This is a genomic window from Picosynechococcus sp. NKBG15041c (genome assembly GCF_055380235.1).
The window spans coordinates 1,956,249-1,978,454 of the sequence record NZ_AP040363.1; the positions used below are offsets into that span (position 1 = coordinate 1,956,249).

General features: G+C 46.9%; 24 protein-coding genes. 10 read left to right on the forward strand and 14 right to left on the reverse strand.

What is annotated here, in order from left to right:
* Positions 1-73: 73 nt before the first annotated feature.
* From rpsG to grxC, 6 genes are all read right to left on the reverse strand, one after another.
* Positions 74-544, reverse strand: a complete 471-nt coding sequence (gene rpsG / locus ACZ45B_RS09390; RefSeq protein ID WP_024546582.1) for a 30S ribosomal protein S7 — start codon at positions 542-544, stop codon at positions 74-76.
* A gap of 218 nt (positions 545-762) precedes the next feature.
* Positions 763-1,143, reverse strand: coding sequence for a 30S ribosomal protein S12 (gene rpsL / locus ACZ45B_RS09395; RefSeq protein ID WP_024546581.1), 381 nt, complete (start codon positions 1,141-1,143; stop codon positions 763-765).
* Positions 1,144-1,225: 82 nt separating this feature from the next.
* Positions 1,226-1,552, reverse strand: coding sequence for a HesB/IscA family protein (locus tag ACZ45B_RS09400; RefSeq protein ID WP_024546580.1), 327 nt, complete (start codon positions 1,550-1,552; stop codon positions 1,226-1,228).
* A gap of 34 nt (positions 1,553-1,586) precedes the next feature.
* Complete coding sequence (locus ACZ45B_RS09405; RefSeq protein ID WP_464674859.1) at positions 1,587-2,030, reverse strand: phosphomannose isomerase type II C-terminal cupin domain; 444 nt, start codon at positions 2,028-2,030, stop codon at positions 1,587-1,589.
* A gap of 6 nt (positions 2,031-2,036) precedes the next feature.
* Positions 2,037-2,513 (reverse strand): tRNA adenosine(34) deaminase TadA, encoded by a 477-nt coding sequence (gene tadA, locus ACZ45B_RS09410; RefSeq protein WP_464674860.1) that lies wholly within the window; start codon positions 2,511-2,513, stop codon positions 2,037-2,039.
* Complete coding sequence (gene grxC, locus ACZ45B_RS09415; RefSeq protein ID WP_024546578.1) at positions 2,510-2,815, reverse strand: glutaredoxin 3; 306 nt, start codon at positions 2,813-2,815, stop codon at positions 2,510-2,512. Before grxC ends, tadA begins: the two co-directional genes overlap by 4 nt.
* A gap of 312 nt (positions 2,816-3,127) precedes the next feature.
* On the opposite strand from grxC, the gene ahcY reads away from it, so the two are divergent.
* Together ahcY and ACZ45B_RS09425 are read left to right on the forward strand one after the other, a co-directional pair.
* A complete protein-coding gene (gene ahcY / locus ACZ45B_RS09420) occupies positions 3,128-4,504 on the forward strand; it encodes an adenosylhomocysteinase (protein WP_024546577.1) in 1,377 nt (458 codons plus the stop codon).
* Between the two features lie 892 nt (positions 4,505-5,396).
* Entirely contained in the window at positions 5,397-5,753 is a 357-nt protein-coding gene (locus ACZ45B_RS09425) for a hypothetical protein (RefSeq protein WP_024546576.1), read from the forward strand.
* 13 nt (positions 5,754-5,766) lie between these two features.
* Here the strand turns inward: ACZ45B_RS09425 and ACZ45B_RS09430 are convergent.
* Positions 5,767-6,724, reverse strand: a protein-coding gene (locus ACZ45B_RS09430) for an IS630 family transposase (protein WP_236612557.1) whose coding sequence is annotated in 2 segments (ribosomal slippage) — positions 5,767-6,379 and positions 6,378-6,724 — 960 coding nt in all. Because the reading frame shifts where the segments join, the coding sequence is not laid out codon by codon here.
* Between the two features lie 82 nt (positions 6,725-6,806).
* Here ACZ45B_RS09430 and ACZ45B_RS09435 point away from each other — a divergent pair.
* From ACZ45B_RS09435 to ACZ45B_RS09450, 4 genes are all read left to right on the forward strand, one after another.
* Positions 6,807-7,934, forward strand: a complete 1,128-nt coding sequence (locus ACZ45B_RS09435; protein ID WP_024546738.1) for an RNA-directed DNA polymerase — start codon at positions 6,807-6,809, stop codon at positions 7,932-7,934.
* Between the two features lie 31 nt (positions 7,935-7,965).
* Positions 7,966-8,679 (forward strand): 3'-5' exonuclease, encoded by a 714-nt coding sequence (locus ACZ45B_RS09440; RefSeq protein WP_024546737.1) that lies wholly within the window; start codon positions 7,966-7,968, stop codon positions 8,677-8,679.
* A 256-nt stretch (positions 8,680-8,935) separates the two neighbouring features.
* Positions 8,936-9,208, forward strand: coding sequence for a hypothetical protein (locus tag ACZ45B_RS09445; protein WP_024546736.1), 273 nt, complete (start codon positions 8,936-8,938; stop codon positions 9,206-9,208).
* On the forward strand, positions 9,186-9,614 hold the full coding sequence (locus ACZ45B_RS09450; RefSeq protein WP_024546735.1) for a type II toxin-antitoxin system VapC family toxin: 429 nt from the start codon (positions 9,186-9,188) through the stop codon (positions 9,612-9,614). The genes ACZ45B_RS09445 and ACZ45B_RS09450 overlap by 23 nt, the downstream gene beginning before the upstream one ends.
* A 73-nt stretch (positions 9,615-9,687) precedes the next feature.
* On the opposite strand, the gene ACZ45B_RS09455 is transcribed toward ACZ45B_RS09450, so the two are convergent.
* Positions 9,688-10,968, reverse strand: coding sequence for a dihydroorotase (locus tag ACZ45B_RS09455; protein ID WP_236612504.1), 1,281 nt, complete (start codon positions 10,966-10,968; stop codon positions 9,688-9,690).
* Between the two features lie 150 nt (positions 10,969-11,118).
* Here ACZ45B_RS09455 and ureG point away from each other — a divergent pair, with 150 nt between their 5' ends.
* Entirely contained in the window at positions 11,119-11,715 is a 597-nt protein-coding gene (gene ureG / locus ACZ45B_RS09460) for an urease accessory protein UreG (RefSeq protein WP_024546732.1), read from the forward strand.
* Between the two features lie 712 nt (positions 11,716-12,427).
* Positions 12,428-13,612: an alanine racemase gene (gene alr, locus ACZ45B_RS09465; RefSeq protein ID WP_024546731.1), complete on the forward strand. Its 1,185-nt coding sequence runs from the start codon at positions 12,428-12,430 to the stop codon at positions 13,610-13,612.
* A 24-nt stretch (positions 13,613-13,636) separates the two neighbouring features.
* Here alr and ACZ45B_RS09470 read toward each other — a convergent pair whose 3' ends face one another.
* Positions 13,637-15,289 carry a transglutaminase domain-containing protein gene (locus ACZ45B_RS09470; RefSeq protein ID WP_024546730.1) on the reverse strand — a complete coding sequence of 551 codons (1,653 nt, stop codon included), beginning with the start codon at positions 15,287-15,289 and terminating at the stop codon, positions 13,637-13,639.
* A gap of 132 nt (positions 15,290-15,421) precedes the next feature.
* Between ACZ45B_RS09470 and yqeK the strand changes: the two genes are divergently transcribed.
* Entirely contained in the window at positions 15,422-16,003 is a 582-nt protein-coding gene (yqeK, locus tag ACZ45B_RS09475) for a bis(5'-nucleosyl)-tetraphosphatase (symmetrical) YqeK (protein WP_315862154.1), read from the forward strand.
* A 116-nt stretch (positions 16,004-16,119) separates the two neighbouring features.
* Here the strand turns inward: yqeK and ACZ45B_RS09480 are convergent, their stop codons facing one another.
* Positions 16,120-16,638, reverse strand: a complete 519-nt coding sequence (locus ACZ45B_RS09480; protein WP_024546728.1) for a phosphate-starvation-inducible PsiE family protein — start codon at positions 16,636-16,638, stop codon at positions 16,120-16,122.
* 69 nt (positions 16,639-16,707) lie between these two features.
* The gene (locus tag ACZ45B_RS09485; protein ID WP_024546727.1) at positions 16,708-17,037 is read right to left on the reverse strand and encodes a Mo-dependent nitrogenase C-terminal domain-containing protein; all 330 of its coding nucleotides are present in this window, start codon (positions 17,035-17,037) and stop codon (positions 16,708-16,710) included.
* A 282-nt stretch (positions 17,038-17,319) separates the two neighbouring features.
* On the opposite strand from ACZ45B_RS09485, the gene ACZ45B_RS09490 reads away from it, so the two are divergent.
* Positions 17,320-18,582 (forward strand): M16 family metallopeptidase, encoded by a 1,263-nt coding sequence (locus tag ACZ45B_RS09490; protein WP_024546726.1) that lies wholly within the window; start codon positions 17,320-17,322, stop codon positions 18,580-18,582.
* Between the two features lie 108 nt (positions 18,583-18,690).
* Here ACZ45B_RS09490 and rpoD read toward each other — a convergent pair whose 3' ends face one another.
* The 3 genes from rpoD to petC all read right to left on the reverse strand — a co-directional run bounded on the left by rpoD (position 18,691) and on the right by petC (position 22,141).
* Entirely contained in the window at positions 18,691-19,845 is a 1,155-nt protein-coding gene (gene rpoD / locus ACZ45B_RS09495; RefSeq protein ID WP_024546725.1) for an RNA polymerase sigma factor RpoD, read from the reverse strand.
* Between the two features lie 723 nt (positions 19,846-20,568).
* Positions 20,569-21,546, reverse strand: coding sequence for a cytochrome f (petA, locus tag ACZ45B_RS09500; protein WP_024546724.1), 978 nt, complete (start codon positions 21,544-21,546; stop codon positions 20,569-20,571).
* A 52-nt stretch (positions 21,547-21,598) separates the two neighbouring features.
* A complete protein-coding gene (gene petC, locus ACZ45B_RS09505) occupies positions 21,599-22,141 on the reverse strand; it encodes a cytochrome b6-f complex iron-sulfur subunit (RefSeq protein ID WP_024546723.1) in 543 nt (180 codons plus the stop codon).
* Positions 22,142-22,206: the final 65 nt, after the last annotated feature.

A 22,206-nucleotide genomic window follows, 5' to 3' on the forward strand; every position in this document is an offset into this window, starting at 1 on the left:
ACCGGAGAGAGTTTCCATCAATATCGATGATTTCTCTCTCCTCCGGCTAATCGGTATGTGGGAGATATTTAGTTTAGTAGCGGTAGTGGGCAAAGGCCTTATTCGCTTCTGCCATCCGGTGGGTATCTTCCCGCTTCTTAATAGCACCGCCGGTTTCATTCGCTGCATCCATCAGCTCATTGGCCAGCTTGATTGCCATGCTCTTGCCAGAACGCTGACGGGAGTAGTTGATCAACCAGCGCAGGGCCAGAGCGGTACCACGGTTCTGGCGAACTTCCATGGGTACCTGGTAAGTGGCACCACCGACCCGACGGGCTTTTACTTCCACGAGGGGAGTGAGGTTACGGATTGCAGTCTCAAAGACTTCGATAGGATCGCTACCAGTTCTTTCTTTGATGATGTCAAGGGCATCATAGACAATCCGTGCTGCCAAGGATTTTTTACCGCTCTTCATAACGCGGCGGATGGTCATACTAAGGAGGCGGTTGTTGTACACGGCATCGGGTGGAACAACGCGCTTTTTGGTAACTGAGCGACGAGACATACTTTTCTATGCTTTACAGATAGAGGGTTTTCTTAGAAATTGGAGTGACTAGTCAAACTAGACACAATTTTTTTAATAGGGGCAGCAATTATAGAAGGGGGACGCTCCACGATTTTGTCGTGAGTTTCGGGAGGTTCCTGACAAGCTTTTATTCAGTTGATTTTAAGAAGTTTAAGGGAGGTCGGCGATCGCAACTCTTGCCAACAGCTCAGCCTTGTTTATTTTGCTTCTTTGGGGCGTTTTGCACCGTACTTAGAACGGCCCTGCTTACGGTCTTTGACACCGGTAGCATCAAGGGTTCCACGGACGATGTGATAACGAACACCAGGTAAATCTTTCACACGGCCGCCACGGATTAACACGACGGAGTGCTCTTGGAGATTGTGACCAATCCCAGGGATATAGGCAGTCACTTCAAAGCCAGAAGTCAATCGAACACGGGCTACTTTCCGGAGAGCAGAGTTCGGCTTCTTCGGAGTAGTGGTGTAGACACGGGTGCAGACGCCACGACGCTGGGGGCATTGCTTCAGTGCGGGAGACTTCGTCTTTTTCTTGAGCTTGAAGCGCTCTGAACGAATAAGCTGTTGAATAGTTGGCATGGACAATTGCCCTACGCGGATGGATTGACGTAGGTCATTAACATTGACAAATTACAATCTTAGTGACAAAGAATGATTACTGTCAAGGTTCTCTTTGAAAGGATTGGCCGCAATTGCAAGTTTTTGTGTGGCGAGAATTTTTAAACCGGAAACCTCCCCCCATCAAATCTTCAGAATAATCAATACTGAGGTTTTCGAGTGGCCCGACATCTTGGGCAGATGTAAGGATATTAATATTGCGGATATTTTGCTGGCGATCGCCTGGCTGAGGTTCAGACTCCAGAGAAAACTGATAAATGTAATCTAGACAACCACCTGGCTGGATAGTAATCCGGAGATAGCTATCTGGTTTTTGGCGGCTCCGCTGGATACGTTTGATTTCTTGGGCAGCAGTGGTGGTAATTTGCATCGTCTCAGAATATCAGGCCGGTAGATAGCAACGCTTACTGACGAGAGTAGTCATCTTGGAAGCGAATAATATCATCTTCTCCCAAATACTCGCCATTTTGCACTTCGATCAAGACTAAGGGGACAACCCCAGGGTTATGGAGACGATGCTTAGTGCAAGCGGGAACATAGGTAGATTGATTCGGGGTTAAGAGTTCTGTTACATCTCCACATTCAACGTGGGCAGTGCCAGAGACAACAATCCAATGTTCGCTGCGGTGGTGGTGCATCTGGAGGCTGAGTCGGTGGCCCGGTTTAACCTCAATGCGTTTGATTTTATAGCCAGGGCCTTCATCCAGGATTGTAAATGTGCCCCAGGGACGGGAGTCGGTGGGGCACTGTTGACCCGGAAGGGCAGTTGGTGTCGGGGTGATAGTGGCTTGTTTTGTTAAGGTCATGGGCACTTTCAAACCGTAGAGAACAAGAAATTCGCCTTCCATTATGCGTCAGGGTTGACGATTGTGCCGAAACCAATTCTGGAGCAGTTGACTGCACTCGACAGCGGCAATCCCGCCAATAACGGAAAAAGAATGATTGCTAAAGGTGGCATCAGAAAAATTTGTGATACTCCGCAAAACTCCAGTTTTTGGGTCATCAGCTCCGTAGACAACTTGTTTCAGACGGCAATGGATAATTGCTCCGGCGCACATTGGGCAGGGCTCGAGGGTGACATAGAGAGTACAGTCCTGGAGATGCCAATCTTGGCGCTGCTGGCTGGCGGCCCGAATCGCAAGCATTTCAGCATGGGCGGTGGGATCTTTTGTTTTTTCTTTGCGATTACCGCTCTGGGCCAGTAGGTGATTGTGGCCATCGACAATAATCGCGCTGACGGGAATTTCCCCCGACTCTCCGGCGATTTTTGCGAGGGCGATCGCCTGTTGCATCCAGTAGTAGTGCCGTTGATATTCTGCCCGGGTAATCACTGGTGTAGGAGTGTTTTGAGTTCACCTTTTTTATCCAGGTCAAACAGGTCGCTGCAGCCACCGATATGGGCATTGTTAATGAAAATTTGGGGGACAGTACGCTGACCCTTGGCCCGTTCTGCCATGGCGTTACGGGCTACCTCATCCCCATCAATTTTGTATTCTGTGAAATGTACGCCCTTGAAGAATAGGAGAATTTTGGCGGCGATACAGTAGGGACAGGTCTGCCAAGTATAAATTTCCACTTTTGCATTGATCCCATTGGCACTCTTGCCGAATAACGGGTTTAACCAATCAAACATTTGCTAAAACTCCCCAGGGTTGCTGATTTTAATTTTGTCTTGGATATTGTTGAACAACAATAGGGCGATCGCCATCAATGCCTGAAAAATAAGGGGCATTTCCGGGCGGGGCGACTCTATTTCAGGCAGAAAAATCCAGCAGAGCCCATAGGCTTAAGGTTAGACTAAAATACCTGTAGCGTTGCTGCACCTTGGGATGCATATATCTGGACAACTTTAAGTGATTTGCATGATCGCCCAACTCATCCCCTCGTCCAGCCACAGCTCATTTGTTGATCAACCTTTTCTGAACACTCGCTAGACCATAATTTTATGAGCACTTCTACATTAACCCGTGATTATAAGGTCGCTGATATTAGCCTCGCCAGTTGGGGTCGTAAGGAAATTGCGATCGCCGAAGGCGAAATGCCCGCCCTCATGACCATCCGTAAAAAATACAGTGCGGACAAGCCCCTTGCTGGCGCGAAGATCATCGGCTGTATTCACATGACCATCCAGACCGCTGTGCTGATCGAAACCCTGGTTGAACTGGGCGCAGAAGTCCGTTGGTCATCCTGTAATATTTTCTCTACCCAAGACCACGCTGCAGCGGCGATCGCAGAAGCTGGAATCCCTGTTTTCGCCTGGAAAGGGGAAACTGAAGAAGAATACATGTGGTGTATTGAGCAAACCTGCCGCACACCTGCCGGTGAACTATGGGATGCCAACATGATTTTGGATGATGGCGGTGACCTCACGGGCTACATCCATGAAACTTACCCCGAAATGCTCACCAAAATTCATGGTGTTACTGAAGAAACCACCACTGGGGTCCATCGCCTCTACGAAATGCTCGAAAAGGGTGAATTAAAAATCCCCGCAATTAACGTCAACGACTCCGTAACCAAGGCGAAAAACGATAACAAGTACGGTTGTCGCCATAGCTTAAACGATGCCATTAAACGCGGTACAGATCACCTCCTTGCCGGGAAGAAAGCGCTGGTAATTGGCTATGGCGATGTGGGTAAAGGTTCCGCTGCCTCCCTCCGTCAGGAAGGGATGATCGTTAAAGTTACTGAAGTAGATCCCATCTGCGCGATGCAGGCTTGCATGGATGGGTATGAAGTTGTTTCTCCCTACCTCAACGGCATTAATAATGGCCCGGAGAGTGTCAACAAGGATCTTTTGGCAAATACTGATCTTTTGGTGACAGCGACTGGCAACGTCAATGTTTGTGATGCCCATATGCTCGCTGCCCTGAAGCCTAGTGCAGTGGTATGCAACATTGGTCACTTTGACAATGAAATTGACACCGCTTATATGCGTCAAAACTGGGAGTGGGAAGAAGTAAAACCCCAAGTCCATAAGGTTTATCGCAGTGATAATCCCCAAGACTTTTTGATTCTCTTGGCTGAGGGTCGTTTGGTGAACCTTGGGAATGCGACCGGTCACCCTTCACGGATTATGGACGGTTCCTTTGCTAACCAAGTTTTGGCGCAAATGTTCTTGTTTGAGCGTAAATTTGCGGACCAAAATCCTGCAACGCGTCAAATTACCGTTGAAGTGCTGCCCAAGCATCTGGACGAGGAAGTGGCTCGTTATATGGTTGAGGGTTTTGGCGGCGTAATTACTCAACTTACTAAAACCCAAGCGGACTACATCCATGTGCCTATGAATGGCCCCTTCAAAGGTGATAGCTATAAGTATTAATCCTTGATGAATGCTTGATTGAACTTCGCTAATTTCAGAACGGTTTGATGGGGTTAATCCTGCATAAACCTGTTTTTTGCCTCTAATCGTTATCCAATGATTGGAGGCAATTTTTTTATAAGAAATGCGTGAATGACTTTGCTGGACAGGTGTTAGTCTCGCCAAGCAAGGGGAATGGCTTTGGGGACAGTGGAAATTTTCACTTTTAACCTGTCTGTTTTGTTGGGATCAAACAGAATGAGGGATTCCTATCTTTTGCTGGTGTTACGCTTCAACTCGGTGAGGGAGAGGATATCTTGGGTAAAGTCAAGCATAAATTAAACACCCAATACTCATTGAAACTGTAATCAGTGTAATAAGCTTGGAGAGTTTTTCAGTGATCGCCCTTGATGGGTTCTAGCTAAAATGAACTGACTGTCGCCATCGAACTATGGCTGTTTCTCCGAGGGTAGATAGACACAAGCATATTCCCCAAAATCCTGTTGATTCACTTGCTGAGTTGCTTCTAGATAACTTTTGAGGGTACTTTACACCGCATGTGGTGGAGGGGCAGCCTGATTCCCATTACCCTCCGTATCGCGGATAATCAATTCAGTACTCTAGGGGTAATGCCTTGAGACGAACCTCACATACTACATCTAATAAACTGGGTGGTGCAGATAGTGTCACAATAAGCTTTTAAATCTATATATTACTCCCATGGGAATTTTATCTGCATAACACGCTGTTTGTGGTGTTTATACAGAAATTTTCCATATAAAAGTAACAGAGGGGACATTATACGGAACTCGTTCGTATAGTACATAGCTATGTGTCCTGCTCGAAAACTATTCAAACAAGCCGGAGAAAAGCATTGTTTTCTTCTATCTATTCTCTAGGAGATTCTTGATTCATGAGGCGACTGGTTGAACTTTCAAATGAAGAGGCGAAACAACACTTCTTAAAGGGGAGTAGCTACTTCAATGGAGATATGCCAAGCTACCTCAGTTTTGACCCAATTCTGAGTGATGTTAATACAGTTCTAGAGGGGCGTAACTATCCTGAATTTAAGAAGAATGTTAATCCATGCGATTTTCAAGATGTAAACTATAACTTTATCGCTAATAAGGATGGTAGGTTTGCCTGGAGACCTTTAGAACTGATGCATCCAGCCATCTATGTTTCATTAATAAATGTGATCTGTGAATCTTCCAATTGGGAGCACATTACTCAGCGTTTTTCTGAATTTGAAGGTGGAGTAGTTGACTGATGTACAGCGTTTTCTATTCTTCTGAGGTACAGTAACAGCAATGGGTGAACCACCCTCTGATATCTTCAGGTGTCACCCTTGCAAATCCTTCATCAATCGCCTCTGATAGCTCCTCATAGCTGCCCACTGTTCTGCGCTTCATGATGTTTTTGACCTTTGACCAACAGTTCTCAATGGGAGAAAAATCTGGTGAGTAGGGCGGTAAGTAGATAAGTTTTGCTCCCACTGCCTCAATGGACTCTCTCACCATCTCTCCCAGATGAATCGAACAGTTATCCATCATCACACAGGCCCCTGCCCATAACTGCGGCACCAATTTCTGGTAAATGAACGCCTCAAAAGTTACCCTATCTGTCGCTCCGATTAAGCTGCTGTGGGCGATTATCCCCTGCAAGCCCAATGCTCCTACCAGTGAGACATTTTTTCCTTTTTTGCTTGGCTTACTACTGTAGGCCCGCTTCCCCTTCTCTGCCCTTGCTCTTGTTGTTCTCATTGCGAGATTAATGCCTGATTCATCGATGAATATCAGGTCTTGGGCCAAAATCTGCCTTACTTTCTCCCAAAACTCGACTCTGGCCTGTTGCACTCTGTCTGTCGCCTTGACGTCAGGATAAAAGGTTTTTTTTAAGGCTAAAATTCATCTGCTTCAATGTCTTATGCATGGTGGTGATGCTTACCCGGATGCCAATCTCGGCTTCTAGTTGTGCACATAGTTGGGCCAGAGTCGCATCATTGTTGGCTTTCACCAAAGCGGCCAGAACCTTTCGGTGTTCTTCATTGAGTTTAGGGGGAATCTGCCCCCGACGAAATTGTGGACGGATAGACCCAGTATCACGTCGTTGTTTGAGGAGTTTTTGGACAAAACTAGTAGCGACACCGAACTGCTTGGCGAGACCACGTTGGGAGATATCCCCCCGGTCATAGGCATCAACAATTTTCTGTCTGAGGTCTATGGAGTAGGCTTTAGGCAATGGTTGTTCTTGTTTAATCTGATTTACTCACACACATGACATTGTACCTCGACCATCACAAAAATGCTGTAGTGCTCCAGTGATGTCGGTTGACAATCAAACAGATGTGGGAACACAGATTAAGAGTTGGTGGCAAAGAGTTGAACAGCGATCTCTTTGCTACTCCCTAGAATTCAGCCATGTTCTCCATACTGATGTAACTGATTGCTATGGCTCTCTCTACACGCACAGCATTTCTTGGGCTCTTCATGGTATAGAAGAAGCTAAACAGAACAGAAGAAGAAATGGTTTACTTGGGAACAAGATTGATTCACACATACAAGCAGGTCGGTATGGACAGACCAATGGTATTTCCCAAGGCTCAGTTTTGATGGACTTCATAGCAGAGATTGTGCTTGGTTTTGTTGACCAACAAATTTCTAGAAGCCTTGGCGATCCCAATGATTTTCGGATCTTGAGATATCGTGATGATTACAGAGTGTTTGCTAATAGTGATGAGCGAGCTGAAGAAATACTAAAACTCATAAGTGATGAATTGCGATCCGTTGGCATGAAGTTAGGCGTCTCAAAAACTTTCATGAGCAAGAATGTTATTGAGGGATCGATTAAGCCAGACAAACTAGCTGGGATTGAATTAAATGATCTTGGAAGCGCAAACGCAAAAACAATTCAGAAGCAACTTCTAAGACTACATTCATTCGGTCAACGCTTCCCAAATAGTGGCGCATTACGTCGTTTGGTAAGTGATTTCCACATAAAATTACCGGAACAAATAGATAAACCAGATGATTTAGAAGTACAAGTTGCAATTGCTACTGATATTGCTGTTGTTTCGCCCAATACTTTTCCAGTCATTGCGGCAATCTTAAGTCATCTAATTTCGCTTGCTTCTGGTGAGAAAAAAAACCGTTTGTGGGAAAAGGTGCTGAAGAAAATGAAGCGTGTGCCTTATAACGGCTACCTTGAAATATGGTTGCAGCGGGTAACACAGCCCCAGTCAGTTGGCATAAGATTTTCTAGCGAGGAAAAAATCTGTCAAATCGTGAACGGTGAGTCTCCAGATTTATGGGAAAATGCTTGGATTGCCAGCAGTGATCTAAAAGCAGCATTGGACATTTCAAAAATTATTATTGGTTCAGCGAGTGACGCTGAAGAAGTTGTCAGCCCAGAAGAAGTCGCATTGTTTCAGCAAAACGCATGGGCATACTGATTCATGTTTATTTAATACAAGTGATGGTGTTATGGAAATCTTAGTCGTTGATACGGAAACGACAGGACTTGATCCTGAAAGTGATAAGCCAATAGAAATTGCAGCAATTCTTTGGTCAACAAGTTACAAAAGTATACTTATTCAGGTGAGTACTTTGATTGGTTATAAGCAGGAAGTACCTAATCCTGTAGAACCAATAAACAAAATTTCATCCGAATTGTTAGGAAAAAGCTTTCCATACCAACCCGCCTTAGAACTTATCAATCAGATGTCTCATTCCGTGACATACATTTGTGCTCATAATGCTGATTTTGACAAAGAGTTTTGCAAAAAAATTGTTGGGTTAAATATTCCTCTGTCTAACTGGATTGATACTCAAGATATACGTTATCCAAACTCAAAGTATTGCCAGGGAACTAGTCTAAATAATTTAGCTATCGCACACGGAATTCCCATTGTGGATGCTCATAGAGCTTTAGATGATTGTAAAACCTTAACTAAGCTTTTGTCATTCGTACTAAATCTTGAAGAAGAACTAAAAAGAGCCTCACGACCAAAAGTTTTAGTCAAAAGCTTTGAAGAAAAGCCAGGAACCTTGAGTAAAATGCATGGATTTAAGTGGCATTCTATAATTCCATATTCATGGGCTAAATATATGCCGGAAGAGGATATTGCGTCTTTGCCCTTTAGTGCAGCACAAGTCTCCTTAGAAGATAGTATTAATGCTCAGGAAAAGAGAAGTTAGAATGTCTGGCTATAGTAAACATATAACAACCCTGGTGCAGTGGATTGACCTAAGTTACTTGTAGGGTGACAAAGTTCTCGGCAACCGCTGACCAGGAACGTTAGGCCTTCGTATGCTAATCGCCGTCCCATCTCTGCTTCCCTGAAGTTCCGTGACCTTGATCTGTAATCTGTAAATCTCCGATGGCGATCGCCTGTTCATACTTGCACCCAAAACCTTGAGATATGATGAATGAGATGTAAGAGCGAGTTTAATTATGTCTACCCATCCCTCTGTGACCGCCCCCTTCTCTCTTGCCCAATTACAACAGGACATCGCTTCCCTTTCACCCGATGCCCAACAAATTATTTTTGATCTTGTTCATTTACTGAAAAACAAAACTACATCTTCAGAGGGTTCTGTTACAGTTCAAAATACGATGTCAGAATGGTCAGACTTTATTGGTTGTGGGGAGGCAGAATCAGATTTATCTCGTCATTATAAAACTTATCTAATTGAAGATCTCGATGCCAAATACCCTCATTATTGATAGCGGCTTTTTGCTTGCTCTTGCTAATGCGAAGGATGAATCTCATCAAATTGCTATTAATTGTTTTCAAAAGTTTCAAAATCAACAATTTATAACAACTTGGAGTGTGATTACAGAAACTTGTTATCTCCTTCAGACAAGGGTTTCTAGAAATGCTCCTCAATCTTTAATTCGCAAGGTTTCTACGGGAAATATTCAGGTATTTGACCTTGAGCCAAAACATTGTCCTCGGATTGAAGAACTCATGAATCAGTATCAGAATTTACCGATGGATCTGGCGGATGCTTCCCTTGTCATTTTGGCAGAAGAGTTAGGATATGGTGAAATTTTGTCTGTAGATTACCGTGACTTTAATGCTTATCGTTGGAAAAATACTCAACCTTTCCAAAATTTACTGATGCTCTAAGACATTCTGAGAATTATTATGGTTTTACTCAACAGGGAAGCGATCGCCGCCCCATGTCTGCCACCTCACTTTTTTAGACAAGAAATGTTTTGATTACTTTGCCAGACAGATTTTGTCCCCACCAAGGAGTATTACTTTGGGGGCAATGGAGATTCTTAGCGTTAACTTGCCATGTTTTGTGGGGATCGAACAGGATTAGGGGCTGGAGATTTTCAGGAGCGATCGCCTGGACTTTGTTGCCTAAACATTTTTGCGGATTGCTGCTTAGGGTTTGCCAGAGTTGGAGCGGTTGCCAGTCTTGGGAAACGACAAAATTTTGCCAGAGGATTGGCAGAGCAATTTCTAGACCAATTACCCCGGTCGGTGCTTCGGCAAAGCTGACGGTTTTTTCTTCGTAAAGATAGGGTTGATGATCAATGGCGATCGCCTCAATCACACCATTTTTTACACCCTCAATTAAGGCTTGTTGATCTTCCGGATTACCGAGGGGCGGATCGAGCCGCAGATTGGGATCGTAGGTGCTGAGGGCTTTGGTATTCCAGAGCAAATGCATCCATGACACGCTAACCGTAATCGGTAAACCGCGTTCCTTTGCAGCAGCGATCAGTTCTACGCCCCGGGCGGTGGAAATACGCATCAGATGAACAGGAGTTTTCAGTTCGGCCACCAGTTCGCAGATAGCGGCGATCGCCGTGGTTTCGACGGAGGCTAATTCTTCAACGAGTCCGTAAGCTAAACTGGCTTTGCCGTAGCGGGCAGTGCCCCCATTATGGAGCGCTAAATTTTTCGGGTAGAGGGCGATCGCCCGTTGGTAGGGCCGGAGATATTCCAAGGTGCGGCGCAACAAGAGCCAGTTATTGAGGGCGCGACCATCGCTAAAGCCAGCAATCTTTGCCGTCGCTAATTCTCCCAATTCTGTGAGGGTTTCTCCTTGGCATTTTTTTGTGAGGGCGGCCCAGGGTAAAAAATTTGGTTTGGGGGCAGGTAGTTGGTTAATCAGTTGTTGAAAGCTTTGCAGTTGCCCAAAATTATCAAGGGCGGGTTGGGTATCCGGGAGAATGCCCACCTGGGTAAAGCCCCCGGCTAACGCACCTTGGGCCAACTGTTCTAGGGTTTCGCGAGGCTCATGACCGGGTTCGCTGCTGTGACTGTAGAGATCTACCAAACCAGGCGCAAGAATTAGATCTTCTGCCTCGATACTTTCTACCTCGGCGGGTAGGTCGGTCAGTTGGGGGGCGATCGCCTGGACTTGACCTTCCCTAAGCCAAACATCCTGACGATGATCCAGATTGGCCACGGGATCTAATACCCGCACCTGCCGTAAAACCACGTTATTCATTGCCGCACTTGCCACCGCAATATTCCCCTTCGCGAAAATCCGTCCCCCATTCTACTGTCTCTGTCTCAAATCCCCTTGGGTTTTGGGAAATTCTGCAAGATTTAACCCAAAAGGCGATCGCCTGATTATGATCATTTTGTGGTGAATTTTGGAGTGAATCAGAAAATGAGCGCATTACGGGTTGGCATTGCAGGGCCGGTGGGATCAGGGAAAACAGCCCTCCTTGATGCCCTTTGTAAGTCTCTACGGGAGCACTATGCGATCGCCGTGGTCACCAATGACATCTACACCAAAGAAGACGCCCAATTTCTCACCCGCTCCGGGGCACTCCCCGCCGAACGCATCATGGGGGTGGAAACGGGGGGCTGTCCCCACACGGCGATCCGCGAAGATGCTTCCTTAAATTTGGCGGCGATCGCTGAACTCGAAGAAAAATTTCAACCTTTAACCCTGATGTTTGTTGAGAGTGGCGGTGATAATTTGGCCGCCACCTTTAGCCCGGAACTAGTCGATTTAACAATCTATGTCATTGATGTGGCTGCCGGCGATAAAATTCCCCGTAAAGGTGGCCCCGGCATTACTAAATCTGATCTGTTGGTAATTAACAAAATCGACCTTGCCCCAGCAGTGGGCGCAGATTTAGACGTGATGGACCGAGACGCAAAAAAAATGCGCGGCGACAAGCCCTTTATTTTTACCAATCTCAAAACTCAGGAAGGTTTAGATGGTGTGATTGATTTTGTCGAAAAACACATTGTTTGAGATTTTAAATCATCATGAAATTAGCCGGGATTCAAATTTTCTAGATCAGCTAAATCTTGCAATCTCCCCGAAGTATGTTTATTGATCTACAGATTTTCAAAGCTAATGACATTAATTGGCAAATCTTCAATTGTTATAGTTGTTTTTTTTGATAACAGCTTTTGAAATCAACGCCATTAGGTGTTGTCAACAAATCAATCCGACTAGGGAGATAACCCAACTGAATGATTTGACCAGGAGCTTGAAAATCTTCTGGCATAATCCCCAAGCTACCAAAACCAAATTCTTCTAAGACTGTAATTAAAAGCTGTGCATTTTCTGCACTCGTCTTAATCCAGATATCAATATCTTTTATGTAACGGAGATGATCAGGGATTGCGTGTAATCCCCAATAAGCAAATATTCAACCCTATGCTTATTTAATAATTCGATAAATTCTCTGAAGTCTGGGGTGAGCACTATTGTATTTGTGTTGGTGGTATTCTCGGCGGATCTGTTCGAGAGCTGCTATGCGTACTTCTGGAGATTGATTCTGCCAGTAAAGACAGTCTTTGGGTTGTTCAGTTTGCCTGAATTTACAAATTACTTTTTCCATACATTTTCAATGAAAACCATTAAATTTTAGGATGTTTTTTAAAAATCTGATCACGATGCAGAGCCGATACAATAAGCATAAATAAACTTTTTTAGATTATCTTTGGAGCGATCGCCTGTGTTAGATGGAGAACAACTATCCTACATTGTGTCCCAAGCTTGCCGCCATTATCAGTTTTCTAAAGCAATTCGGCAACGGGCCTGGGTAGAAATCGACCATCAAGCCCTAGCGGATAATATTCGCGCGCTTAAAGGAATTCTAGCCCCCCAAACGGCCTTGATGGCGGTGGTAAAAGCCGACGCCTATGGCCATGGCGCTATCAAAGTAGCCGAAACAGTCCTCCGGGCCGGGGCAACTTGGCTGGCGATCGCCACCCTCGGCGAAGGGGTCGAACTGCGCGAAGCAGGGATCACCGCGCCAATTTTAGTTTTAGGGGCGACTAATACCACCGAAGAAATTGAGGCGATCGCCCACTGGGATTTGCAACCCACCCTCTGCACCCTAGCTCAAGTGAAATTATTTGACCAAACCGCCGCGAAGTTGGGCAAAATCTTACCGGTTCACCTCAAAATCGACACCGGGATGTCCCGCCTGGGAACCCGCTGGGAAGAAGCATTACCCTTTGTCAGCGCCGCCCACGCAGCCTCTAATTTGAACATCGCCAGCATCTATTCCCATTTCGCCACCGCCGACGAACCAGATCCCAGCACCCTCAATCAACAACACCAACGCTTCCAGGAGGCGATCGCCAATTTTCAGCAGCATGGTATTCCCATCCCGAAATTACATATCAGCAACTCTGCCGCTACTCTTCATAGCACGGCTCTCCACTATGACCTAGTGCGCATCGGCCTTTCAATTTATGGCGTTTATCCAGCCCCCCATCTCGCCGCGCAAGTTTCCCTCAGACCAGTCCTCCAAGTCAAAGCTCGGATCACTCAAATCAAGACCCTCCCCCCTAACACAGGCGTGAGCTATGGCCATCGCTTTAAAACAAGTGCCCCAACAAAAATTGCTGTGGTGGGTATTGGCTATGCCGATGGAGTTCCCCGCCGTCTGTCTAATCAGCTCAAAGTTTTGGTCAATGGCATCTTTGCGCCCCAGGTCGGCGCGATTACCATGGATCAAATCATGCTCGATGTCACCCACTTACCAGCGGTGCAGGTAGGGGATGTGGTGACCTTGATTGGCCATGAAACTAAAGAACAATTAACCGTAGACCAATGGGCCAACCAGCTGGGGACTATTTCCTGGGAAATTCTCTGTGGTTTCAAGCACCGGCTGCCTCGCATTAACTTGTAAGGCTTGTGGCAACCCCGGTGAAATTTACGGCTGCAATTCCTCAAGAATCATAAAACGCACATGGTTTAAGGCTAAATCCCCAAGGGAAACCTGTTCTTTGGGGACAACTTCACCATGGTGATACAGTTTTTCAAAGGGAACTCCTTTCGCCATCTCCGCATGATACCAAGCCAATCCCATGAAAAAGCGGGCTGGATAGGGCCCCCCTTCGCAGAGATCATCCGGGTTAGACTCCATTGGTAACCAGCCATAACCGGGTACATAAAATTCCATCCACACATGGTTATAATCCGGCTGGAGAGGCATATTTCTCAGGTGGGCATGGGCCGGACATTTATAGCGGCCAACGGTGCGGCTGGCAATCTGATTGAGGCGAGAGAGTGCGAGTAAGACGCCTAGATATTCTCCACAGGAACCAACACCCCGCCGGAGGGCAATATCTGGGGTATCAATGTGGGGTTTGATGCCATAGGAGAGGTGGTCATAAACATAGTTGCGGATGTTGTACATTTGCCGGAGCAGATTAGTCTCAGTACCCACAGCTTCTTCCGCTGCCCGCTGGATAATCTCCGTTTCCATGGCGAGGTTTTCGTTGTCTACCAAATATTGCCCCTGCATCACCTCGGAGAGGGGGGGCAGATTTTCACAGTCCCTGGGGGTGAATTGATATTTGATGCTCCACACCTTGAGGATTGCTCGCCAGCCGAAAATATAGCGTTGTTGTTCATTGAGTTGGTCGAATTTAAAGACCGCTATTTTTTGGCCGTCTTTTTCTTCGATGGTAAAGGGCAGGCCCACTGGCTCGATGCTGACCACCTGTTGGCGATCGGTTTCAGCGGGGAGGGCGATTTTCCATTCGAGGTTTTGCAACTCGACCGGATCGAGGGGGGAGAGTTCTTCCACATAGCTCATCTCCAGGAGAAAACCATTGGAGAGGGCATATTTTTTCTCGGGGTCATAGCGATAGTAGAGGGGATGCAGAAACGTCACATCCCGATACTGGAGTTCGTAGTTGGGGTCGGCGTTGGGGTTATCGCGGATGTAGGGTTCCTGGGAGGCATAGGCCACATAGAGAATATCTGGGCTACCCTGGGAATTGGGGCAAAAAGCAAGACCAGTGGGAGATTCAAAGGGAGTGAGGAGGGTGAATTTTACTTCGCCAGTGGCCCGCTCAAGGCAATAGACAGTTTGTTCGAGGCTGTCGGAAACCCAGAGTTCTTCGCCGCGAATCACTAAGTTTTCGATGCCGATGCCGGGCGCATAGAGACTGGTGATAGATTGGCGACTAACGGCGTCGTAGATAAAAATTTCGCCTTGTTTCTGACAAGAAATGTAGAGGCTGTTGCCGGAAATTGCCACCCCGTTGACGGTATCGGCAAAGCGGATGATCAGTTCGGGCTGCCATTGACCATCGGTGATAGAGCATCTGTAGAGGCGATCGCCACTGGTAAACCACAGGGTGTCATTTTGGATTGCGAGACTTGTAGCGCCGATAAACCCGGACCAGGTTTTGGGATTCATAATTTCGGTGGCATCAGTCTGGGGATTGATCCGCAGGAGATAGCCATTAATATTTTCGATTGCCCAGATATAGCCGTCATAGAAGGCCACACCGTGGAGGGCATAGGTTGAAATGGGGCGAATGGTGCGGTGATTAACGGGGGTGGCAGTGCTCAAAATCCCAATATCCGGTCATAAGTTGTATTCTTCATTAGGATTATCACCTATGAAACTCCTTTCGTTCTCGTTTCCATCGGGGAGATTAAGAGGGTTTTGTACAAAAACCTTGATGTTTTGTGAGGAATAGTTATGGGAATGGCTCTTGATCGCGCTCGAGTGATTACCTGGCTAGAAAACCATGTGTCGCCCCATCGTTTGCACCATATCCTTGGGGTTGAACAGTTTGCCCAGACTTTAGCACTCCGCTATGGTGTTGACCCGGGTCAGGCGGCCCAAGCCGGTTTATTACACGACTTAGCTAAATTTTTCCCGCCCCAACAATTGCTGCACATGGCCCAGGAACATGATTTAGACATTGACCCTATTTGCGAAAAAATCCCCCATTTACTTCATGCTGATGTGAGTGCGTTTGTGGCGCGGCAGGAATTTGGGGTAAAAGATGAGGTGATTCTCCAGGCGATCGCCAACCATACTTTGGGGCGGCCGGGCATGGATCTATTAAGTTGTATTATCTTTGTGGCTGATGCCCTAGAACCGGGTCGTGGCGACGAAAAGAAGCTCCGAAAATTGCGGGAACTCAGCGAAACAAATTTACATAAGACCGTGGCCGGGGTTTGCGAATACATGATCAAATACCTCATCAAACATCACAAAATCATTCACCCTCGGATGATCCTGACCCGCAACTGGGCTCTAAAGGCCAAAGATTAAAAACTAAAAGGCGATCGCCTCTATCCTGAAAGCACCTTGGTGCTAGCTAAACCCAGTACTACCGAGCCACTTCGTTTCACATGGCCATTATGAAAGCCCAATCGATCAGCAATTGTCTAGGGGACTAGGGCGTGATCCTCTTGATCTTGGGAATGCCGCCGCGAACGGTGGCGCAGAGAAACAGTCTGCTCTGGATCAATGCCGTCAAAAGTAGGCGGCAGCCAAACTCGGATTACCAGTAGCGTCCCCAACACCAAAAGAAAAATGCAAGCAACTAAAACCTGTGTCCAGGGCGTTTCCAACACACCACGCACAATAATTTCCCTAAGTACAGAAACAATTGATACCTCAACCGCCACGCCAATCGAAACCCGATGTTCTTGCAGATAGATAATCAATAAGCGAAACAGCTCGACCAGGATCAGGAGAAAAAGAATATCGGAGGTCACCGTTTGAAATTGCAAGGGGGGCAACAACGAAAGCACCATCTCCCGCAATTGCAAAACCATAAAGCTAAACAGCCCAATACACAGACTAATGACAATCAGATCTTGAATCGTTTCTAACAACCGCACAACATAGGTGCTATTGAGCCAGCGATACCAAGGCAGAGGTAGAGTTTGAGGGGTTTTCATCGAAAAAACTCAGCTAGGGGAAACAATATGGCTTGATCACCGGAGGAAATCTTGGTCATGTGACAAGGATCAACAATAACGGCAGACTTCACTCGGAGAGTTTTCAGCGAGGTAACAAAGGGCTTTAAATCTCAAGGCCACCACTTCTTCATAGAGGGGATTGAGTTTACAAAGGGGTGGAATTTTAAAGTGAATCAGACCCGTTAAAGAAATTTCCTGGGCGAAGGGACACTGGGCTGGTACAAGCTGGCAAATCATCCGCGCCTGGTCAACATCGACAATCTCCAAATGATTGAGCCATTGACGGAGGGGTCGGAGTAGGTCAAAAGCGATTGCCGCCGGGGAGGCAAGTTTTTCTGTGGGGCTTTTTGAAGCTTGTTGGCGTGGGAAAAGAAGCATGGCGAATATTTTTTGGAATAACAATAACCTTGTTCTTCTACAGTCTAAAGATAAGCTTCAAGAATTAAAATACTACAACAATATAAATATTGTTTATCATTTATAATCTCTGCTTAACTAAGCCTGTGAGCAAAAGTATTTGGGTAGAAGATACGCCAAGATCTCGGGATAATGATTCAGCTTGCCCGGGCGATCGCCCTCATGTTTCTTAGGTTAAGTTCGTTTAAGTAGCCGGAAAGGAAAGGTTATCATGAAGGCAAGTTTCAGTCCTGGTACTTTCTCTTGCCCTACTCCTCCGAGCCTGATCCAGCGAAATCATTTACGTTTCCCAACGGCCTCCAAGTGATTCACCAATATTTGCCTGGGGCTCCGGTGGTGGTGACGGATGTGTGGGTGAAAGCCGGGGCGATCGCCGAACCGACAGAATGGGAAGGGATGGCGCATTTTTTAGAACATATGGTCTTTAAGGGTTCCTCTCAAGTACGCCCTGGGGAATTTGATCAAATTGTCGAAACCTGTGGCGGCGTGAGTAATGCGGCCACTAGTTATGACTATGCCCATTTTTATCTCAGTACTGCCGGCGATCGCCTCCCCGAAACCCTGCCTTATCTCAGTGATATTTTGCTGAATGCCACTATTCCCGACGAAGAATTTATTCGAGAACGCCAGGTCGTCCTTGAAGAGATTAGCATCAGCCACGATGACCCCGATTGGCTCACCTTCCAAGAATTAAACCGCCTCCTTTACCAAAGTCATCCCTATGGGCGATCGATTCTCGGGGAAGCTGACCAACTGTGCGGCTATACCCCCAACCAAATGCGGTGTTTCCATCGCACCCATTACCAACCCCAAAATTTAACCGTTGGTATCGTTGGGAATATCCCTGCCGACCAAGCCTTAAACCTGGTACAGGAAACCTTTAGTCACTTCCAAGTGCCCTCGGAATGTCCTCCTTTCGCCATGGAAGCAGAGCCCCCACTCATTGATATCCGTCGCAGTGAACTGCAGGTTCCCGATGTGCAGATGGCGCGTCTGGTGATGGGTTGGCTCGCAACGGGGGTAGAGCAATTTACCGATGCTGTGGGTTTAGATTTGCTGTCGGTGATTTTAGCGGGGACGGCCTCCGCTTGGCTTGTGCAAGAGCTACGGGAAAAACGTCAATGGGTGATGGACATCAGCAGTGGCTTTTCACTGCAGCGCGATTCTAGTTTATTTACGATACAGGCTTGGCTTGATGCAGAGTATTTGGGGGATGTAGAACTGATTATTGGCGATCGCCTCGCCGATCTCCAGACCCAATACATTAGTGAAAGTGAAGTCATACGGGCCCAAAGGGTGCTCTGCAATGACCATATTTTTTCTACCGAAACAGCCAGCCAGTTGGCCGGACTTTACGGCTATTATCAAACCCTCGGCAATCTGGAATATGCCTATCTTTATCCCCAAATTGTTGCCTCTTTTACGCCCCAAGACCTACAGCGTTTAGCACGCCAATATCTATCCCCAGAACGCTATGGCATTGTTACCCTAGTCGGTGAATATTAATCGCTTAAATAGTCTTTAGGTCTCCCCGAAGTGGGACATTTTCCAAACAAAAGAAAGACCTATGAACTTCACAGATCTTTCTTTTGTTTCTAAAGGCTATCCGTTAACTTAACGAATATATTCTTTGAGAATGCTATTGCGGTTGGGGTGACGCAGTTTACGGAGGGCTTTTGCTTCGATTTGCCGGATTCGTTCTCTGGTCACATTGAAGATTTGGCCGATTTCTTCGAGGGTTTTCATCCGACCATCGTCTAGGCCATAACGCAGGCGCAAAACATCCCGTTCCCGGGCACTGAGGGTATCTAAAACGTTCTCTAGATCTTCCCGCAGGAGGCTTTTAGAAACTTGATCTTCGGGGGTTTCGCCATCCGCTTCAATGAAGTCACCCAGACGGGAATCTTCTTCTTTACCAATGGGGGTTTCGAGGGAGATGGGCAACTGAGCAGATTTAGCGATAAAGCGCAGCTTTTCGATGGTCATTTCCATGCGCTCAGCGATTTCTTCCTCGGTGGGTTTGCGGCCTAATTCTTGGGAGAGGATCTTGGTGGTTTTCTTGATGCGGGAAATGGTTTCGTAGAGGTGCACCGGTAGGCGGATGGTGCGGGACTGGTCGGCGATCGCCCGGGTGATCGCCTGGCGAATCCACCAGGTGGCATAGGTGGAGAATTTATAACCTTTTTCGTGGTCAAACTTTTCAGCGGCCCGGATCAGACCAAGGGAACCCTCTTGGATCAAATCCTGAAACGAAAGGCCACGGTTCATATATTTTTTGGCGATCGATACCACTAGACGGAGGTTCGATTGCACCATCTTGTCCTTAGCACGGCGGCCATGGAATAGGCGGCGTCGGAAATCTTTGAGGGGCATCCCCGCTGCTTCAGCCCATTCTTTGTCGGTAGGCACCCGGGATTCATGTTCGGTGAGCTGTTCCCGCATCCGCTCAAGTTCAAGCAGATCGGCAATTTTCCGGGCGAGCTCAATTTCTTCCTCAGCCCGGAGGAGACGAATGCGGCCAATTTCCTGGAGATAAATCCGAATAGAGTCTTCGGTGTAGGGCTTCTTTTTAGCAGCAGTTTCCTTACGACGACTGGTTTTTGCTTTCCGACTTTTTTTGGTAGGTAGGGTTAATTCTACGTAGTCGGCACCTTCTTGGACTTCACCGAGTTCTGCTTCTGCAAGGGCACTGTAATCAATGTCAGCGTCATCATTCCGGGTCGCCAGTTCGGTGAGATCCAGTACGGTGGTATTCGTCGCTTGGGTCATGCCTATTTCCTCTTGTTCGTTTAAAAAAGCAACTAAATGGACATTCAAGGGGGGACTTCTAAAAAACAGGGGAATGCTATTGAAGTCGCGATTCTCCTACCAAGGCCAACCCTGATAGAAAAAATGGTGGGTTTTGATTGTACTAGTAGATGGGAACTTTCCTGTGAGTGTTAGGCGTTTTGATTCCTTTTCTAAACCTAGTCAAAGTCTGCGATCAGCTTCTCTGGGAAGAGAGCTTTGACAAAATTTCTAGACATTCTAGTGAATTTGTCTTTTATTGCCCACATGGTTATAGCAAAATCTGGTGAACTTTGCACACTAGTAATTGATTGGCTTAGGTACATTTTTGTACTAGTACTTAGGCTAATCCGTTGTTTAGTGGCGATCGCCCACAGGATTACCAAGAGAAAAGTCTACTCTTAGATAGATGCAACCTTTGTCAAGGGCTATTTAGAAACTTGATGCTATTAGGTTAACTGATCTTTCCCAAAAATGTTCACTGTGGGCAAATTTTTCTGAAGATAAGTTTTATTGAGAGAATGCTGCTCGTTTGACAGGTTTAGCCAATGACTGGGGTTATTGCCCTAGGCCTGACTTCTAAAGCTATATCTGGATTTCTTGATGTCCCGGGGCTCTGTCCTCACCAAAAAAGACAGACCAGGGGTCTGCCTTCTCAAAAAATTTAAAGCTAGTTAAAAAGTCACAAAAAGCATAAATCGCTTTTTAGTAGTTGAGTTGACCGGAGGCTTGAACACGTTCTACTTGCTTCTTCTTCAGAACGAGGAAGATTTGGGTGAGCATAATGCCGGCAACGAAGGCCATATAGCCGTAGATCCGGGCCGGATTTTGCAGGACAACTTCGGTATCTTTTTGACCAAAACCACCGACATTGGGGTTGTTAGTGAGGGCATCACCGGCGGCGATCGCCTGGCCTTCGGACACAATCACTTCGGGGCCAGCAGGAATCGCATTGACCACATCCCCTTCGGCGGTGGTGATTGTCACGTTGTAACCACCGGCTTCATTGGCGGCGATCGCACTAATCGTCCCAGTGGCAGAAGCTTTAAACTGATTGTTGTTGCTCAGGTCACCAGTGGGATAAACCTGACCACGGCCTCGGTTTGCGCCCAAATGAACCGCATATTTACCGTAGTGGACATTCTTATCAGTCTTCGGATCGGGGGAAAGAACGGGAAAAACGATCTCTTCGTACTGGTCACCAGAGATGGGGCCGATGATCACAACGTTTTCTTGATCGGGGGCATAGGGCTGGAAATACAGACCTTCGGTTTTTTCCTTCAGTTCTTCAGAAAGCCGTTCTGCAGGAGCAATCTTGAAGCCATCGGGCAGCATCAGTACGGCACCAACATTGAGACCACCCTTAGAACCATCGCCCAGCACCTGTTGCTGACTGTGATCATAGGGGATTTTCACAACGGCTTCAAAAACCTGATCGGGAAGGACAGACTGGGGAATTTCTACTTCTGCAGGCTTTGCTGCCAGGTGACAGTTAGCGCAGACAATTCGTCCCGTGGGCTCACGGGGCGTTTCAGGGGCGGTCTGCTGGGCCCAGAAAGGGTAGGCAGCAGCAGCCTGGGGAAAGAGGGCGTCACTGGCGAAAAATAAACCAAAGGTGGCGATCGCCACGAGGCAGGCGGTCTTCAGCCGTTGCCAAATTGCCATTAGTTCAGGAGTTTTCATCGTAAGTTTTTACAAGCGTTTTCTCTAATGGATGAACCCATAGGGGGAGTTTCTAGGCCCACCAGGGAGCTTCGTCGGTACGGAAGTCAGTTTCTGTCCAATCGGTGAAGGAGATCTTGTCATCCTCAGTCACATCCGCATGAACGAGGGCGAGCGATAGGGGTGCTGGGCCCCGGACAACCTTTCCAGTGTCGTCATACTGGGAACCATGGCAAGGACACATAAATTTGTTTTCAGCGGCGTTCCAGGGCACGACACAGCCCAGGTGGGTACAGATGGCGTTGATCCCATAGCTGGAAATGGTGTTATCCCCTTCAATCACGACATAGGTGGGATCCCCCTTGAGGCCTTGGGCCAGGGAGCGATCGCCTGCAGTATGAGTTTGGAGATAGTCGCTTACGATGATGTCATTACCGAGGGCATCCTTGGCAATCACGCCACCACCAGCGCCACCACTAGAGGGCGGAATAAAATATTTAATAATCGGATATAAACCACCGAGGGCTGTTCCCGCCGCCGTCCCTACCCAGAGGAGGTTCAGGAATTGGCGACGACCTAGATCTGGCACATCGGAGGAACCTGATAATTGCGTCATAATCAGAGCCTTTTTGTATAGTTATGTAAGCGTTTCTAGAATACTTCTTACGAAGAATACCATTT